General features: G+C 64.9%; 13 protein-coding genes. 2 read left to right on the forward strand and 11 right to left on the reverse strand.

Going from position 1 to position 18,092, the window contains the following annotated elements:
* Positions 1-78: 78 nt before the first annotated feature.
* Both ACOCMM_RS17785 and ACOCMM_RS17790 read right to left on the reverse strand, forming a co-directional pair.
* Entirely contained in the window at positions 79-795 is a 717-nt protein-coding gene (locus tag ACOCMM_RS17785; RefSeq protein WP_419554466.1) for a DUF3179 domain-containing (seleno)protein, read from the reverse strand.
* Positions 796-938: 143 nt separating this feature from the next.
* Complete coding sequence (locus ACOCMM_RS17790; RefSeq protein ID WP_419554467.1) at positions 939-1,610, reverse strand: hypothetical protein; 672 nt, start codon at positions 1,608-1,610, stop codon at positions 939-941.
* Between the two features lie 72 nt (positions 1,611-1,682).
* Here ACOCMM_RS17790 and ACOCMM_RS17795 point away from each other — a divergent pair, with 72 nt between their 5' ends.
* Positions 1,683-2,075 (forward strand): hypothetical protein, encoded by a 393-nt coding sequence (locus tag ACOCMM_RS17795; RefSeq protein WP_419554468.1) that lies wholly within the window; start codon positions 1,683-1,685, stop codon positions 2,073-2,075.
* A gap of 256 nt (positions 2,076-2,331) precedes the next feature.
* Here ACOCMM_RS17795 and ACOCMM_RS17800 read toward each other — a convergent pair whose 3' ends face one another.
* The 7 genes from ACOCMM_RS17800 to ACOCMM_RS17830 all read right to left on the reverse strand — a co-directional run bounded on the left by ACOCMM_RS17800 (position 2,332) and on the right by ACOCMM_RS17830 (position 12,179).
* On the reverse strand, positions 2,332-3,594 hold the full coding sequence (locus tag ACOCMM_RS17800) for a hypothetical protein (RefSeq protein ID WP_419554469.1): 1,263 nt from the start codon (positions 3,592-3,594) through the stop codon (positions 2,332-2,334).
* Positions 3,591-4,865, reverse strand: a complete 1,275-nt coding sequence (locus ACOCMM_RS17805) for a hypothetical protein (RefSeq protein WP_419554470.1) — start codon at positions 4,863-4,865, stop codon at positions 3,591-3,593. The genes ACOCMM_RS17800 and ACOCMM_RS17805 overlap by 4 nt, the downstream gene beginning before the upstream one ends.
* A 110-nt stretch (positions 4,866-4,975) precedes the next feature.
* On the reverse strand, positions 4,976-6,223 hold the full coding sequence (locus tag ACOCMM_RS17810) for a hypothetical protein (protein ID WP_419554471.1): 1,248 nt from the start codon (positions 6,221-6,223) through the stop codon (positions 4,976-4,978).
* Positions 6,220-7,476 (reverse strand): hypothetical protein, encoded by a 1,257-nt coding sequence (locus tag ACOCMM_RS17815; protein ID WP_419554472.1) that lies wholly within the window; start codon positions 7,474-7,476, stop codon positions 6,220-6,222. Before ACOCMM_RS17815 ends, ACOCMM_RS17810 begins: the two co-directional genes overlap by 4 nt.
* A gap of 45 nt (positions 7,477-7,521) precedes the next feature.
* The gene (locus ACOCMM_RS17820) at positions 7,522-8,250 is read right to left on the reverse strand and encodes a hypothetical protein (protein ID WP_419554473.1); all 729 of its coding nucleotides are present in this window, start codon (positions 8,248-8,250) and stop codon (positions 7,522-7,524) included.
* A 633-nt stretch (positions 8,251-8,883) separates the two neighbouring features.
* Positions 8,884-10,227 carry a DUF3179 domain-containing protein gene (locus ACOCMM_RS17825; RefSeq protein WP_419554474.1) on the reverse strand — a complete coding sequence of 448 codons (1,344 nt, stop codon included), beginning with the start codon at positions 10,225-10,227 and terminating at the stop codon, positions 8,884-8,886.
* Positions 10,228-10,262: 35 nt separating this feature from the next.
* Positions 10,263-12,179 (reverse strand): hypothetical protein, encoded by a 1,917-nt coding sequence (locus ACOCMM_RS17830; protein ID WP_419554475.1) that lies wholly within the window; start codon positions 12,177-12,179, stop codon positions 10,263-10,265.
* Positions 12,180-12,269: 90 nt separating this feature from the next.
* Between ACOCMM_RS17830 and ACOCMM_RS17835 the strand changes: the two genes are divergently transcribed.
* Positions 12,270-14,189 (forward strand): flavin-containing monooxygenase, encoded by a 1,920-nt coding sequence (locus tag ACOCMM_RS17835; protein WP_419554476.1) that lies wholly within the window; start codon positions 12,270-12,272, stop codon positions 14,187-14,189.
* Between the two features lie 73 nt (positions 14,190-14,262).
* Here the strand turns inward: ACOCMM_RS17835 and ACOCMM_RS17840 are convergent, their stop codons facing one another.
* Positions 14,263-16,767, reverse strand: coding sequence for a DUF5050 domain-containing protein (locus ACOCMM_RS17840; protein ID WP_419554477.1), 2,505 nt, complete (start codon positions 16,765-16,767; stop codon positions 14,263-14,265).
* A gap of 122 nt (positions 16,768-16,889) precedes the next feature.
* Entirely contained in the window at positions 16,890-18,005 is a 1,116-nt protein-coding gene (locus ACOCMM_RS17845) for a cache domain-containing protein (RefSeq protein WP_419554478.1), read from the reverse strand.
* Between the last annotated feature and the right edge of the window lie 87 nt (positions 18,006-18,092).

Consider the following 18,092-nt stretch of genomic DNA (forward strand, 5'->3'; position numbering starts at 1 on the left):
AGCGAAACTGCTGGGGTGCCGCACACACGCCCCTGCCCCCCCCCCCCCCACAGCTGCCCGTCTCACCGAAACAGCGGGCTAAGGGACGGCAAGGAGTTCGATTTCGGGGTCGTAGGCGGCCGCTGCGAACCAGAACGTGTCGACGTGCTCGATGGGTTGGGGCTGGGTGCCCGCCAGCGGGCCGTCGAGTGCCCGGCCGAGCACGGTCCACGTCGAGCCGGTCTGATCGTCGGTGAATGCGGCCGGCCCTGCTGAACTCGCAGCGTCGGGCATGCGCCAAAACGTCAGGAACTGCCCGTCGACGTTGGGATCGAATACCCCGGTTGCGCCCACGTCGCGGCCGAAGCCCACCTGCTGGTTCTGGATCGGCGTCGCAGTGCCAGGCAAGTGGAAGGCAACCACCGCCACACCGCCTAGTTCGACTGCTGCGGCCGTAGTGGTTGGAACCGCCGTCTCGACAGGAGCTTCATGCGAAGTGTCGCTTGGGACAGCTACGTCTTCGCTGTCAAATTTGGTATCCGTGGGCGTCGATGGCTCCATCGCGGTAGTCGCTGCTGGAAGCGAGCCGGGTGGGCGGGACTCCGGACCGATGGCACAGCCACCACCGATGATCGCCAGAACACAGAGGACTGTGCCGGTGTGCTTCATGGCTGTGTGTTGCTGGCCCATTGTCAGGTTCGAGCGAAGAACCCAACGCACTCGACGAGCCCGGGGCGACGAGTGACGCAAGGTCGCCGCTGTTGGGCGTGCATGTCTGACCGACGAGGTGTCCGCCGAAGGGGACTTCGACTTCATCGGGACGTCTGGCGACAGTGGTACCGATCACGGCTGTGGTCGCGGTGACATCGCCGCATGTCATCAGCGCGCCGTCTCGCGCTCCCCGAACATGCCGTGTCCAATGTGTCCATGAGGCTGCGCCGTCTGCCCGGCAAGCGAATTCACCTCCTGCCCGCATTCTGCGGGGTGATGTGAGCTGCGACTGCTGGCAGTCGTTCGTGGCTGTAAGAGATGCACGGCTGTTCGTAGAGCCAGCCGCTCGGCGGCAGCCGAAGATCGTCGAGGGGTGTGTATGAGCCAGGGCTCGCAGCGAGCCGCACTGCGCCATTGGTACCGATGCAGGTCTGCACGGTTCCGTCGCGCAGCGAGATCAGATAGACCTCCCTGGCTGCGCCGCATGTCGGTTCGTTGTGAACAGATTCGATGGCGATCCGCTCGCCGTCGGTACCTGCGAAGAAGAAGATGCCGTAGTAATCGGCTGTCCCCGACAGCGGGGCGTCGGGCGGTTCGTGCCTGTGCCCCGGGGCATCTCCGGGCTGGATGTTGGAGGCGCTCACGCGTTCATGGCTCCAAGGCCCGATGTGGTACTCACGGCGAATGCCGCCGTACTCGAGTACGAATCCGCTGCCGTAGTCGGCGAGCTCGAACACATAGTCGCCGTAGGGCAAAGTTCGCTCCCAAGCCCCGTCGGGCCACGGTGGCCAGGCCGACGGATCTTCGGGTTCGAGCTCGAATTGCAGGGCGCTGCCCCATCTCAGGTGCGCATTGAGTTCCAATGACCCAGAGTCGCCGCTGATCGGGGCATTGAACAAGAGCCCGTCTGGACGATCCACCAGGGCATCCCCGCATGCACCAACCCACGAAACGGCTCGGGAGGAACATCGGCGGAAGGTGATCGTGGCGGCGTGCATCTGTCACTCGAAGGCCTGCTGGCCGTGTCGTCCTCATCACCAGAAGCAGCCGCGGCCGTAATCGGAGGTGCCTGCGCCGGGGTCGTGTCGTCAGCGGGCGCCGCGCTCACGTGGGGCTCGTCGCGTGTCACTTCCGCGGTGGCGGCCGTCACTGACGTGGCCGTCGTTGAGGTGTTCGGTCCCACTTCGTCGGTGCTGTTGACCGGCACCGCTTGCCCGGCGGAGGCTGTCGGTGATGGGGCCTCTACGACGACCATCACAGAACCCGACCCGATCGGCGTATCGGTGCCGGCGGAGGGCTCAGGCTGGGTACACGACGCCGCCGCACACGCAACAACAATGCCGGCCGACATTGTGCGAATCACCTTGCCCATATCAGCTCCCTGAGAGATCACTGATGCATGCACGAGAGCGTCTCATGGCTGTGTTTGATTGGCTCGATTGTCACGTCGGGCGAAGATCCCGAGGCTCTCGACGAGCCCAAGGTGACGATCGGACGGAGCCTCGGCTTCATCAGAACGCCTGGCCTCGGCAGCGCCGAGCACTACGTCAATTGCCGTCACGTTGGTACATTTGCGGAATCGCAATCGGTGAATATCACAATTGCCCTCCAAGTCGAATCACTTCCAGTTGAATTGAGTGCCTATTCCCCCGAGCGGAACACGAGTTCTGAAAATGCGTGCCAGTCGGTGTTTGGTCCCCCGAATCTGGCGCTTGCGAATCTGGCACTTGCCACACTCGGGCGGAACAAGGTGCACGGATCTTCGTAGAGCCATCCGCTGGGAGGCAGCCGAATGTTCTCAATTGGCTCATAGGCACCGTCGCTTGCAGCCAGTCTGAAATCATCGCCACTGTAGAAACTGATACACGGCTCGACAATGCCTTCAATGAGCGAGATAATGTACAGATCCCTCTGGTAGTGGCACGCAGGCTCATAGTGCGAGTACTCGATCGCGATACGCTCGCCGTCGGTGCCCGCGAAATAGAACGTACCGTAGTTGTCGTACTCGCTTCCCGATAGGACAGCATTCGAGAAAGTCAGCCCGTCGTCGTTGCCATGACGAGGTGGCCACGGCCCTAGGAAGTACTCGCGGCGGATGTCTTGGTATTCGAGCGCGAACCCGTTGGCATATTCCGTCAGCTCAAAGGTGTCATTGCCATATCTCAGGAACCGCCCGAATGTGGGATCCGGCCATCCCGGCCACTCGACCACCTCACTCGGACCCGGCTGCCACTGCGGTGGGCTGCCCCAATCCGAGCGCACTGTGCCCTCTTCGAAGTCTCTAGTAATCATTAGGTTCAGGCCGTTAGGGAACACACCCAACGAGGTCTGGCAATACCACGACCCAGGTATCTCCAAGCAAAGATGAGTAGTGCCCTGATCGCGAGAATGGATGTAATTGAAGCCGATATCAAGAACGGGGCCAAACGTCTCCGATTCCCTCTCGCGGGCGCCGGCATGCACCAGTCCTCGGAAGGGAACGCTCGGTGACAGGGCTGAAAGGGACCACGCTGACGCACAGGCGATATCCCACGATTGCGTCGCCTCATTCACTGGTTCTTCGGCGGCTGGCTCAGCTCGAGGATCTTCCTCGGAGCGGCGTTCGCCAGCAGTCACCTCAGGTATCGACAAATCCTTCGGCACAGTTGTGTCGGCCTTTGCGTCGTGAAACGCTGTCTCCGTGTCGAGGTCGAGAGGTTCGTCCGAAGACGTGATTGGAGGCTCAGGCGAGTTATCGCCTGAATCGGCGAGCTCTTGGCTGTCAACTTCGGTGATGGTGGGCGTCGAAGGCTCGATCGCGGTAGTCGTTGCCGGCAGCGAGTCGACATGGGGCGGCCCCGGTTCGGCGGCGCAGCCGCTGATGACGATCACCACGGCACCGAGAACAGCGACCACACACTTCATGGCCGTGTGTCAGTGGTTCCATTGTCAGACTCAGAAGAAGAATCCGAAGCACTTGGTGAGCCTGAGGGCACGAGGGCGGCGAGGTTGCCGTCGTGGGGTTCGCACGGCATGCCCGAGAGGTTGGCGGACGGCGGCAGTTGCGCGTCTTCGAGCCAGACCTCGGTGTCGTTGGCGTCGGCGGTGGCGACCAGCGCGAACCGGTCGAAGCTCGACGTGCATGCGACGACGGTGCCGGTGCGAAGCGAGATGATGTACAGGCGATTGGGCCAGCCGCAGGCGTGGCCGTCGAAGGCCTCCACGGCGACGAATGCTCCGTTGGTTCCCGCCAGCCACGACAACCAGCCTCCCTCGACTTCGGGTCGGTAGTCGGGGTCCACGGTCGTGGGCGGTGCCCCAGCAGGCCGCCCGGGATTCAAGTCGAAATGTGCCTGCTGCGAGCCGAGCGTGAGCGTGAACCCGCCGCTGTCCGCGGTCAGCTCGATCTGTTCGTTGCCGTACGCAGCGGCCATCCCGAACGACGCATACTTGAAGTCCCAGTCCGAACGGTCGCTTGTGTGCACCACCATCGGTCCGCCCCACGGCGCCTGAGCCACAACAAGCCCATGAGGCCACACCTCATCGTTGATGCGTTGGGTGCCGTAGAACCACAATTCGACCCCCACCGGCGACACGACCGGCCACATCAGGCACCCTTCCACGAAAACGGGTGCGGGCCCGAACTCGCCGGGGTCGAGCTCGGTTTCGGTCAGCTCAGCCCGGGCGGTGTCGAACAACAGCAGACGAGGAGGGGCTTCGTCCGCTCCCCAGACGTAACTCCAATGGGTGTGAACGATCCCGCGGAACGGGGCCGACGGCAGGTGCGTGTTCGGCGCCTGTGGTGGCACTTGTCCGATCGCGTCGGCGGTGTCGTCTTGAGCGTCGGGCGCCGGCTCGGTCGTCGCCGAACTTGAAAGCTCCGACGAGGAGGCCGTGTCACCGTCGGATGCTGTGTCCTCGTCAGGTTCGGCCGCGTGCTCGTCAACAATCACCTCCGCGACGGTGGTCGTCGCTGCCGTGGATGTCGTCGAGGTGATCGGCTCCAGATCGATGTCGCTGTCGACCGGCGCCGTGTGCCCTGCAGAAGTTGCCGGCGACGCAACCTGAACGGCGCCTAGCCCAGTACCCGACCCAACCGGTGCCTCGGCGCTGTCCGAGGGCACAGGCTGAGCGCACGACACTGCCGCACACACAACTGCGATACCGGCCGCCATCGTGCGCAGGATCTTGCCCATATCGGCTTCCTGTCAGATCAGCGATGCGTGCGCCGACACGCGTCGCTACAGGTCACGGTGGGGCTCATGATTGCCCTCCAAGTCGGAACACTTCCACTTGAATTGAGTCCCTATTTCTCTGAGGGGAATACAAGTTCTGCAAGCGCCTGCCAGTCGGTGTTTGGTCCTCCGAATCTGGCACCGCGCACACTCGAGCTGAATATGGTGCACGGGGTTTCGTAGAGCCATCCGCTGGGAGGCAATCGAACATCCTCAATTGGCTCATAGGCACCGTCGCTTGCAGCCAGTCTGAAGTCATCCCCACTGGTGAAACTGATACACGGCTCGACAATGCCTTCAGTGAGCGAGATAATGTATAGATCCCTCTGGTAGTGGCACGCAGGCTCATAGTGCGAATATTCGATCGCGATACGCTCGCCGTCGGTGCCCGCGAAATAGAACGTACCGTAGTTGTCGTACTCGCTTCCCGAAAGGGCATCGTCGGGGGACAGGCGTCCATCATGGTTGCCACGGTAGGGTTCCCACGGCCCTAGGTAATACTCGCGGCGGATGTCTTGGTATTCGAGCGCGAACCCGTTGGCATATTCCGTCAGCTCAAAGGTGTCATTGCCATATCTCAGGAACCGCCCGAACGTGGGATCCGGCCACCCTGGCCACTCGAATACCTCCGGCGGACCCGGCTGCCACTGCGGTAGGCTGTCCCAATTCGAGCGCACCGTGCCCGTCTCGACACCTCCAGAGACATCAAAGTTCAGGCCGTGCGGGAATACCCCCAACCAAGTCTGACAATAGCTCACTTGAGGTACTTCCAGACACAGACGACTTACTTCATAATCGCTTGAGCTCAAGTAACTGAAGCCGATATCAAGAACCCAACCGAACGTCTCCGATTCCCTTTCGCGGGCGCCGGCATGCACCAGTCCTCGAAAAGGAGCGCTCGGTGACAGGGCTGAAAGGGACCCCGCTGACGCACAGGCGATATCCCACGATTGCGTCGCCTCATTCACAGGTTCTTCGGCAGCGGGCTCAGCTTGAGGATCTTCCTCGGAGCGGTGTTCGCCAGCAGTCACCTCAGGTATCGACAAATCCTTCGGCACAGTTGTGTCGGCCTTTGCGTCGTGAAACGCTGTCTCCGTGTCGAGGTCGAGAGGTTCGTCCGAAGACGTGATTGGAGGCTCCGGCAAGTTATCGCCTGAATCGGCGAGTTCTTGGCTGTCAACTTCGGTGGTGGTGGGTGCTGGTTGCTCGATCGCGGTAGTCGTTGCCGGCAGCGAGTCGACATGGGGCGGCCCCGGGTCCCCGTCACAGCCACTGATGACGATCGCCACGGCACCGAGAACAACAACCACACGCTTCATGGCCGTGTGTCAGTGGTTCCGTTGTCGGAATCGAAAGAAGAACCCGAAGCACTTCGCGAGCCTGAGGGGACGAGGGCGGCGAAGTTGCCGTCGTAGGGTTCGCACGGCATGCCCGAGAGGTTGGCGGACGGCGGCAGTTGCGCGTCTTCGAGCCACACCTCGGTGTCGCTGGCGTCCGCAGTGGCGACCAGCGCGAACCGGTCGAGGCTCGACGTGCACGACACGACAGTGCCGGTGCGAAACGAGATGATGTACAGGCGATTGGGCCGGCCACACGCGTGACCGTCCCACGCTTCTACCGCAACAAGCTCCCCGTTGGTTCCCGCCATCCACGACAGCCAGCCGATGTCGACTTCGGGCCGATAGTCGGGGTCCACGATCGTGGGCGGCGCCCCCGCAGGCCGCCCGGGATCCAGGTCGAAGTGTGCCTGCTGCGAGCCGAGCGTGAGCGTGAACCCGCCGTCGTCCGCGGTCAGCTCGATCCGGTCGTTGCCGTACGCAGCGGCCATCCCGAACGACGCATACTTGAAGTCCCAGTCCGAACGGTCGCTTGTGTGCACCACCATCGGTCCGCCCCACGGCGCCTGAGCCACAACAAGCCCATGAGGCCACACCTCATCGTTGATGCGTTGGGTGCCGTAGAACCACAGCTCGACTCCCGCGGGCGACACGACCGGCCACATCAAGCACCTGTCCACGCCTACGGGTGCTGGCCCCAGTTCGCCGGGGTCGAGCTGAGTCTCGGTCAGCTCAGAGCGGGCAGTGTCGAACAACTTCACACGAGGACTGAAGAGATCCTCCCTGGTGTCCGGATTCCAGTGGATGTGAACGATCCCCCGGAACGGAGCCGACGGCAGGTGTGTGTTCAGCACCTCTGGTGGCACTTGTTCGGCCGAGCCGACCGTGTCGTCCTCATCACCGGAAGCAGGCGCGGCCGTAGCCGGGGGCGCTTGCGCCGGGGCCGAGTCGGCAACGGGTGCCGCGCTCACATCGGGCTCGTCGAATGTCACCTCCGCGACGGTGGTGGTCGCTGCCGTGGATGTCGTCGAGGTGATCGGCTCCAACTCGATATCGCTGCCGACCGGCACCGTGTGCCCTGCAGAAGTTGCCGGCAACGCAACCTGAACAGCGCCTAGGTCTGAAACTGACCCCATCGGTGCCTCGGCGCCGTCCGAGGGCACGGGCTGAGCGCACGACACTCCCGCACACGCAACTGCGATACCGGCCGACATTGCGCGAAGCATCTTGCCCATATCGGCTTCCTGTCAGATCACCCGTGCGTGCGTCGGCACGCCTCGTCACAGGTCAATGAGACCACCCCATTGGTAGTGCCCGGCCGCCTGGTCTGCGAACCCGTGCATCATGATGTAGTCGAGGAATTCGAACACGATGACGGTTCGTGCCGAGCCCATGTCGATCTCGCCGCCGGATCGGGCCCGCCACTCGGTGACAACGCTGGCCCCGTCGCCGAACCGGGTGTGGAAGGTGTAGAGCAGCCCGTTGGCCTGGTGATCGGGGTGGAACGCGAGCGAGAGCAGGCCCTGCTCGGAGGAGAGCGACTCGACGCCCGCGCCGGGGGGCGGCGCCGAGTCTCCGTCGGTTGCGTCGGATTGAGACAGCACCCCGGCCTCGATGTCCAAGAAAGCGGGTTCGACCAGCCCGCCGTTGCGGGCTTCGCTGACGATCCCGTCGCGGCCGACCACGAACAGACGGCCCGTGCCGGGTTGTGACACCAACTCGACGGCGCGTGTGGCGCCGTTGACGGCGAGTTCGAGATCGAACACGGCCGGGCCGTTCCAGGGCTCTGCGGTCGGTGTGTTGCCGCTCGACGGGGCGTCGGGCCACTTGGCCCGCTGGCCGGCGCAGTCAGGTGCGCTGCCGGAGGTCGCAGGGCTTTCCCACACGGGCCGGTCAGCAGACGGCTGCCTCGTCGTCGAAGACGCCTGCGCACTCGATGCGGCGCCGTTGCCGGCGTCGGGGCCGTCGCCCGGCACCGTCTCAGCCGACACCGCATCTGCATGTGTCATGTCGGACGAGGCGACAGAGGCCGTGTCAGGGGGAGCTTCGACGGCCCGCCCTCCGTCGCCCGGCAACGCCGTGTCGTCGGACGCGCACGCTCCAAGGCAGAGCAGCGCAACCCAGACAAGGCATCGCACGAAGAGCGACATCAGACGCCGGTGGCGTCCGGAGTATGCCGCCGGCGCCCGCTGGCCGAGTTGTGGATTGACGAGCGGCATAAAAGTATGAGGATAGTTGGTCGATGGGGTTGCCATCGGTTGCGGTGGTCGATGAGTTCGATGGCGATGATCAAGGTGACGGCAAGGGCGAGCTGGGCGAGACGGTGCTCGGGCCATCGGTCGGTGTTGCGTCGCAGTTGTCCATAGTTCGACAGCCACGAGTTGGTGCGCTCTACGATCCAGCGCAGCCCCAGCGGCCCATCTCACCGGAGTGCCGGCCGCGTCGGTGGCCGCGGACCACTTCCAGCCCAGTCTTCGCCTGTCGACAGGGCTCTTGCCGATTCCTTCGCCGCCGCACGGCGCCTTGTGGATCGAACCGTCTATGGCACATCAGCCAGCCGCAGGCCCATGATGCGGTCCCATGCGTTGAGCGGTACCTGCAGTTACAGATCGACGACGGAGCTTGACGCCGACGATCGTTTGCTAGGGGGCGGCGAGGATTTCGATGTCGGGATCGTAGGCAGCCGCTGCGAACCAGAACGTGTCGACGTGCTCGATGGGTTCGAGCTGGGTTCCCGCCAGCGGGCCGTCAAGCGCCTGGCCGAGCACTGTCCACGTCGAGCCGGTCTGATCGTCGGTGAACCCTCCCGGCCCTGCTGAACTCGCAGCGTCGGGCATGCGCACAAACGTCAGGAGCTGCCCTTCCACGGTGGGGTCGAACACCCCGGTTGCACCCACGTCACGGCCAAAAGCCACCTGCTGGTTCTGGATCGGCGTCGCAGTGCCAGGCAAGTGGAAGGCAACCACCGGTACGCCTCCCAGATCGACCGGCATCACCCCGCCGGCCTGCAGCGTGTCGAGTTCCACCGCTACAGCAGCGCCGCCGTGCCGAATGACCAGCACACGGGTCTGGGGAGGCAGGCGCGGATCGGGAACGTCGCCGAAGAAGGTCGGTCTGCCATCGGGCTCGTCGTAGCCGACATAGGGATTGCTGCCGTACGACCGCCCGAAACCGCCGGGGCGCTTCATCACCAAGCCATTGGGGTGCTCGGCCACGAACGTCTCGAAGGCCACGGTGGCAACGGGGATCAGCTCCAGCTGGGATCCCGTCAAGGCGCCGGCGATGGCTTGCCCGGTGTAGTGCGCCCACAGGCTTTCGGTCTGGCGGTCGTACATGACCAGCGCTGACTTGTAGAGCCGGCCCGAGGTGCCGAAGTCGAAGATCCGGTCGCCGAGTTGCCGGTGGTACCCGATGGCCGTGTTGCACAGCGGGCAGTAGGTGATGGTGACCGGTTCGCCGCCGACGGTGTCGTTGACGATCTCGTGCCAGAGCATCACCTGCACCGGGTAGGCGCGGGCGTCGCCATTGAGCGTGAGCGTGACGACGGCTTCCTGGGGTTGCAGGAACTCGACGTCGGAGGCTCGCTCGAAGTCCGGAGCGTCGATGGAGGGGATGCCGTCGGGCGGCGGACCGCCGGAAAGGACGTCGATGGGGGACACCAGCGGCTCGGGCAGCAGCGGTGCGGTCATGCCGTCGCGCAACGCCGAGACGGTGGACTCGCGCGGACCGCCGGGGATCTGGGTGACCTTGAGGTCGATGATCGGCCCCGCTGTCGTGGTCGCCGGGGCTGCGGCGGCAGCGGTGGTGGCCGGAGCGGAGGTGGCCGTCGGGTCAGGCGCGGATTGGTCGTCGCCGGACGAGGTGTCGGCGCACCCCGATGCGCCGGCCAGCAGAGCCGCTGCCAGCAGAGTCAGAACCCCACCGGTGGCGACCCGTCCTGCCGGCGCGGACTTCAGCCGGAACGCATGCCGCTGTCGTGGAGCCATCATGCGACGCTACTTCGGCACCCTGCTCGGAGGGTTCACACGCCGGTGCACTTGCGTGCTGGCAGGTGCCACAGCGCCCACGACGCGGCGGGTTCGTCGATGAGATGCCGGGCGTTCGTACACCGCTCCCCCAGGTCATCGTCAGCAATGACCAGTTCCGAGCAGGGCCGGTCGCCAGCAGAAAGGCGTACCCGTTCGTGGGCGATCTCGGGCAGCTCGAGGCGGTAGAGCCACAGTGCGTAGTCCGGTACCGATGTCCGGTCGTGCGCGAGGCAGGCCAAACCGTCGTTGTCGACGGCATCGGCAACCGTGTGCGCTGCGGTGACCTGATCGCGGGCGACGGCGCCGACATCTGCGAGATGGCGATGGTTCAGCACGGTCGCGGTAGCTCCGAGCGCGAGCATTGCTGCGACGAGTACGCCGAGAGCTGCAACTGGACCCGTCGCCATTCGCCCCTGCGCCGCCTCGTCGTCCGGCGTCTCGTCGTTGTCCGGCGTCTCGTCGTCCGGCGTCTCGTCGTCCGGCGTCTCGTCGTCGTCCGGCGTCTCGTCGTCGTGCGGCTCCGCGTCGGGCGGCGTCTCGTCGTCGTGCGGCGTCTCGTCGGACGGCGAACTTGTTGGTTGCTGATCAGTCTCGCCGTGTTGGCGTTGTGCGATCGCCGCGAGCAGCACACCAAGCAGGACTGCGGTGAACCCAGCCACGGCGACAGCGGGCAGGCGCCCATCGAGCCAAGTCCATGCCGGGCTGAACGACAAGGTCATGATGCGGCGCGATGGTGCGTCGTAGGCATCGGCTGCCCCGATGACCACAGCGCAGGCAGCCAGCGCCACGGCTGCGCTGATAGCCAACACACGCCAGTCGCGACGACGCCGTGCCCGCCGTGTCGCGAGCCAAGCGATAGCAACGGCAGCGAGCGGCACGGCCCACGGATCGACATAGCGGCCATACAGCAATGCGTCGGCACGATCGCTGCCGGTCAGCGTCCAACCGCCGAGCACGACCGCGCCCAAGGCACCCAGCGAGACAAACAGCGCTGACGCGGCCAGCGGACCGATGCCGTTCGAGCTGCCGGTCTTGTTGCCGGGCCACCTTCGAACGAGCCGGACAGCGATGCCCAGACCGGCGATCAGGCCCAGCAGCCCGAGTCCGACGGTGCCGCCGCCCAGCGCCAACAGTTGTCCCGACACGGTGGCGATCGGTTCCACTCCGCGATCGAGCTGTGCCGCTTCGTTCAGGCGGGCCGTCGGCCAGGTGTGGGTGAGCGTGAGGGCCACCGCAGCCGCAGTTCCGCCGACGAGCAGTCCGCCGACGAGCCCCGACCAGTCTCGGCGGCTGATCCGGCACGCCAGCGCCGTCATGACGACGGCGACAACCAGCACGACCATGCGGGCGTGCAGCGCAACAGCCAAGGTCGCCAGCAGCCCTGCGCGACCCCACCAGCGCCAACTCGTGGCTGTACCGGCGTGCAGCGCCGCGCCGGCCACCGCGAGCGCCGCGAGAAGCACGGCCAGCCCGAGCAGCGTCTCGGACCACGCGATGCGCGAAGCGCTCGACAGCGACGGATGCACGGCTGCGATGAGCCCGGCGGCCCCCGCCACCCACCATCGCTGCGCCCAGACCAACCCCAGCCGGCCCGCAACCACGACAGCGGCGACCGCTGCCAGCGAGTTCACCACCAACCCCAGGAGGTGCACCACCTCGCCCTGGGTACCGAGAAGCGAAACCTGCGACACCGCTACGAGCGGCGCCACCAGCAGCCCGTACCCGGGTTGGAACGGCACGTCGGTGGGTGCAAGCCCGTCACCGCCGACCCATTGGGCGATGCTGAGATACGCCGGAACGTCAGGCACGGCGACTGGCCCGCCCGCGGACATCGCAGTGACGAGATGGCCGGCAAGCACGGCAATCAGGGCCGCCATCGCCACTGTGAACCAGACGAAGACGCGCTGCATGACGCTGGGAAGGCTGTCACATCCCGGCACGCCAGAGGGCGCCTCACGTAATATCGAACGGGCACTGAATCGAATGAAGTCGGAGGACTCATGGCGCAGAGCCAGACGGCAACGGACACGTTCACGCGACCCGCGATCAGCCTCGATCCCGAGACCGGCTTGAAGATCTTCAACACACGTGCGGCGAAGGCCTCCGAGAAGATCCAGGGCAAGGGCTACTCGGTCAATGCGGACGAGCACCTGAAGGAACTGCCGCCTCCCCCGCCGGGCGCCGTCTTCAATGCCGAAGAGCAGGCCAAGTACCGGGAGTTCAAGGAAATCCGCCGGGGCGCCGCCGACTACATGGCGATGGAGGGCGAGTTCAAGCGCTACCTCGAAGACGTGTACTCCGAGCCGCCCATCGAGCGCGAGGCGCTCACCGACGAATGCGAGGTGCTGGTGATCGGCGCCGGATTCGCCGGGCTGCTGCTGTGGCACAAGCTGCGCGACGCCGGCATCACCGATGTCCGCTTCTGCGAGAAGGGCGGCGACGTCGGCGGCACCTGGTACTGGAACCGCTACCCGGGAATCGCCTGCGATGTCGAGTCGTACAGCTACCTGCCGCTGCTCGAGGAGATGGGGTACATCCCGTCGATGAAGTTCGCTTCTGGCTTCGAGATTCTCGAGTACTGCCAGGCGATGGCCACCAAGTTCGGCTTCTACGACCATTGCCTGTTCCACACCACCGTCGACGCCACCGAGTGGGATGAGGACACCGGCCGCTGGACGGTGATCACCGACCGCGGCGACGCCATGAAGGCGCGCTACGTGATCTTGGCCAACGGCATCCTGACCAGCCCCAAGCTGGCGCGCATCGACGGCATGGCGACGTACCAAGGCGAGTCGTTCCACACATCTCGCTGGGACTACAACGTCGACCTCGAAGGCAAGCGCGTCGGCATCATCGGCACCGGCGCCACCGCGGTGCAGGTCATCCCCGAGATCGCCAAGGTCGTCGATGAGCTGTACGTGTTCCAGCGGACGCCGTCGTCGATCGACGTGCGCGACCAACGCGAGACCGACCCAGACGAGATCGCCGAGTGGAGCAAGGAGCCGGGGTGGGCGCGGGCCCGCCGCAAGCGATTCGCGCGCATCTCGTCGGGCCGTACCGCCATCAAGGCCAACGACGACTACCTCGCCGGCCGCGTCGCGGACTTCAAGGAACGCAAGCAGCACGCTCGCAAGCTGACGCCCGAAGAACTGGTGCAGAAACAACTCAACACGAACTTCCGGATCATGGAACAGATCCGAGCCCGTGTTGACGCCATCATCGAAGACTCCAAGACGGCCGAGGCGCTCAAGCCGTACTACCCCTACGGCTGCAAACGGCCCACCTTCCACGATGAGTACCTGCCCACGTTCAACCTGCCGCACGTGCACCTGGTGGACACCGCGCCGATGGGCGTGAGCGAGATCAACGAGCGCGGCGTGGTGCACGACGGCGTCCAGTACCCGCTGGACGTGCTGATCTACGCGACGGGTTTCCAGTGGATGGCAACCGCGACGTTCAACATGATCAGAGGCCGCGAGGGCACCACGCTCAGCGAGAAGTGGCAGACCGAGGGCACCAGGACGTTCCTGGGCCTGCACAGCCACGGATTCCCGAACCTGTTCATCGTGTCGGGGCCCCAAGGCGGCGGCGGCAGCTTCAACTTCACCGACGCCATCGACCAGCACGGCGACTACATCATCTGGATGCTGACCGAGATGCGCGACAAGGCCCTCAACGTGGTCGACATCACTGCCGACTCAGAAGTGAAGTACGCCGAGCACTGCCGCGTAGCCGACATCACCACCGCCCCGCTGCGTGACTGCCTGTCGTACTACAACGGCCACGGTGAAGCGCAGCCGGGCAGCCTGGCGTACTACGGCGGCGGCTACTGGCACAAGTTCCGTATTGCGGCCCAGGAATCGCTCGACCCGTACCTATTCGAGTTCAGGTCCGACCGGGTAGCCCAGCCCGCCGGTTAGCGCCAGTGATGGATGCTCGGCGACGGCGTTCCTGAGCGAGCAGCCGCAGTCCTTGTTTGATGGCAGTCGATCGTCAGTCCGAATTGGGCACGGGGGACCACACGGGGTCGCGGTCGTCGTAGCTGTAGGTCAGCCGTCGAATGCCGTTGCCGGTTGCGTTCATGACGCCGATGCCCGCCCGGACGAAAGCAAGGCGGGTGCCGTCGGGCGACCACTTCGGATTCGGGGCTGCAAGGAACATCCCGAGTATCTGCTGCTGGGTGGTCCGGTCGTCGGTGCCGTCGGCAATCAGGATTCCTGGCCTCTGGAGCCACAGGAGCCTGTTGGTGAACAGGATTCTGGTGCCGTCGGGCGACCACTTCGGCCGGTAGCTGTGCGTCGGATCGTTGGTCATCTGCTGAGGACAACCACCGTCGGCATCCGCAGTGAACACCTCGAAATCGCCCGGGGAGGCCATGTGCGTGAAGGCGATCCTGGTGCCGTCGGGCGACCAGTCCGGGTCTTCGTCGGGCACATCGTTGACGGTGAGCTGCACCCCTCCGGTGCCGTCGGCGCCGATGACGGAGATCTCGTTGTCGCCGTCGTTGCTGGTGTAGAGGATCTTGGTGCCGTCGGGCGACCACGAGAACTGCGTGTCATGTGTGCTGTTGTCAGTGAGATGCACCACGTCGGTGCCGTCGGCTGCCATGACCCCGATTTCTTTGTCGCCGTCATCGATCTCGTAGGCAATCTTGGTGCCGTCAGGCGACCATTTCGGCAGCGAATCGGACGTGGTGTTGTCGGTGAGATGCACCACGTCAGTGCCGTCGGCCGCCATCACAGCGATCTCCGGGTCGCCGTCGTTGGTGACGTAGGTGATCTGGGTGCCGTCAGGCGAGAAGTCAGGGGCCCAGTCGTCGACGTCGTTGTCAGTGAGCCGCTGCTTGCCGGTCCCATCGGAATTGATCACGAAGATCTCGTCGTCGGTGGATTTGCTGCTGAAGGCGATCTTGGTGCCGTCGGGCGACCACACCGGGTCGATGTTGTGGTTGCGGTCGCTGGTCAGCTTGGTCTCGTTGCTGCCGTCGGCATCCACCACGAAGATCTCGCCGCCGTGGGCGCCCCACGCGTAGTAGGCGATCTTGGTGCCGTCAGGCGACCATGATGCGGCTTGCTCGGTGTGGCCGCTGGTGGTGACCTGGGTGAGATCGGTGCCGTCGGGCTCGGCGGTGTACAGCTCACGCTGGTCATAGGACCAGAAGAGGATCTTGCTGCCGTCGGGCGACCACACCGGATCCTTGCCTTTTGCGACCTCGGTGCTGCCGCTGCCGTCGACGCTCGCTACGTAAATCCTGCCGTAGTTGCGGTAGGCGATCTTGGTGCCATCAGGCGACCACGCCATCTGATCATCAACCGTGACAGTGTCGTTGACCTGCACGAGGTTCTCACCAGCGGAGTCCACGACGTAGTAGTCGCGGTTGTAGAAGGCCACCTTGGTGCCGTCGGGCGACCATACGGGCTCCCTGGCTTTCCCGGCGTAGAACACGGCTTCGTCGGTGCCGTCGGGCGCAATGGACTTGATCTTGGCTGGGTGGCCGAGGGCCTGCTCGGTCTGGTAGATGATGGTGGTTCCGTCAGGGGACCACGACGGGTAACGGTTCTCGTAGCTGTCATCGGTGAGGCGCACACGGTTGGTGCCGTCGGCGCCGATGGCGAAGAGCTCGTAGTCGGCGGCGACTTCGGTGTAGTACGCGATCTTGGTGCTGTCGGGCGACCACTCGGTTCCGTGCACGTCGCTCGAGTGGCTCGTGACCATTTCCTGGTTGCTGCCGTCGGCATCCATCACCTGGATGGAGAACGCGTCGCCGGGGTTGGAATAGGCGATGCGGTACACGCCGCCCGACTCCGACTCCTCCGATGCCTGCTCATCTGCGGCCGGTGTGCCTGCTCGTGCACAGACGTCCTCACCGTCGTCCGCGTCGTCACCGTCGTCACCGTCGTCGCTGTCGTCGCTGTCGTCGCCGTCGTCGGTGTCGGTGTCGCCTCCGCCGTCATCGACAACTGCACCGCCTTGCTTCCCCGCGAGGACGCCCAACAGCTGGGTGTCGTCAGCGTCGATCTCGGTATCGCTGTCGTCACTGCTGTCGCCGGCGATGACCCCGGTGTCCGGGTCGCAATCCGGCGCATTCTCAGCCGCGACGAAGTCGTTCCGGAGATTGATTCGCCTGTACCCCGACCAGCCCGACAGCTCGCCATCGCGCCACGCTTTGACCCGATAGGTGTACGAAGCACCCGCGTCACGGGCGCACACGTCGGCAAACGAGGTGTCAGTCGCCGTCGTGTCGTGGGCAATCACATGGAACGCTCCGATTGCGTCCACACCAGGACGGCGGCGCAGCACCTGATAGCCCGTCACCGATGCAGCGTCCTGCGCGGGCGCGCCCCAGCTCAACTCCACAACTCCGTCGACGATCGCTGCGGAAGGCCTCGACGGGCGGTCGGGTGACGGCGCCGCATGCGCCGCCACCGGCGCCAGCACTGCCGCGGCGACCACGACCGCCACAACCGCCGAAGCCCAACCTCGGCGATGTCGTCTCACCGAGGGAGGGGGGGGGGGGGGGTATCGCAGTTGGCATTGCATTCTCCTAACTTAAGAAAAGGGCTTGGCCAACCGGCCGACGCCTGCACGACGCGACCGGCTGCTGAGGCCCGTTCGGTGCGCTACTCGAGGTAGCTCCAGTCGGTCCGTGCTGCGCCGAAGATCAGGCCGTCGTGGCGCACGACCCACGACCGCATGTACGCGGGGCCTGTTCCGGCCTCGTTGTCGGCCTCAGTGATCCACACGCCCTCCGGGCCCGCATCAAGTGCAGCCGAACCGAGCACATCGACGATGCTGCGACCCTCCAGCTCAGGGTCGAAGAAGGCCGAGATGATCTCGCCGTCCCGATTGGCGACGAAGACGATCCACCGTGCATCGAAGTTCGACGTGTTGTAGTACGCGAGGGTCGCGGTGATGCTGCCTAGGACAGAGTCGGAACTCGAAAATCGGTCTGTGTAGCCGTCCAATCCCGATTCGTCATAGCCGGCGATGGCGGCCGCGACGCCGTCCTCGACAAACCCGTCGGCGTTGATGTAGTAACCGGACGCGAAGAGCAGCCCGTCGTGGCGCACCACCCAGGCAGATTTGAGCTGGGTCTCCCCGAAGTCCCCTGCCTCCAAGTCGCCCGTCGCGGGATTCTGGAACACATAGGTCACCCATGTGCCGTTCTCGTCTGCGGCCAGCATTTCGGGCCCGAAGGCGTAGCCGCCGGCATCGACGCCCACCCAGCTCGTCAACGACGAACCGACGCGCTCCGGGTCGAAGTGGGCGAGGACTTCCCCTTCGGTGTCGACGATGAATACGTACCACTGGTCGTCGACGCTCTCGATGTCGCTGTAGTGGGCCAGCGTGGCCTCGCGGCCATCGCTGCGGTACTTCTCGATCGCCGAGTCGACGACCCAGCGCGTGTACAGCACAGCTTCAGATTTCGGCGGTGCGGCGGCCATTGCGTCGCTGTCCCCGTCGTCGCTGTCCCCGTCGTCGCTGCCCCCGTCGTCGCTGTCCCCGTCGTCGCTGCCCCCGTCGTCGCTGCCAGGACCGGACGTGGTCGTCGGAGGCTCGGTAGCAACAACAGGCGCCGCAGTGCCGCCTTCGGTCTCTGCGCTTGCCGCCGTCACCGACGGCGCATCGGACTCCGGCATGGCATCGCCGTCATCGGCCTCATCGCTGCAGCCGGCGATTCCCAGATGCGTCACGGCAGCCAGCATCACGGCGAGGGCAATGTTCTTCTTGTTCATGATGAGCTTCTCCGAGCCGTCAGATTTCGTCGGGTTCGTTCCCGAACAGGTCAAACAATGAGGCGCGGCACAGTCATCGGTCGATTC

It is taken from the genome of Candidatus Poriferisodalis sp., assembly GCF_965198245.1.
Lineage (GTDB): Bacteria > Actinomycetota > Acidimicrobiia > Acidimicrobiales > Poriferisodalaceae > Poriferisodalis.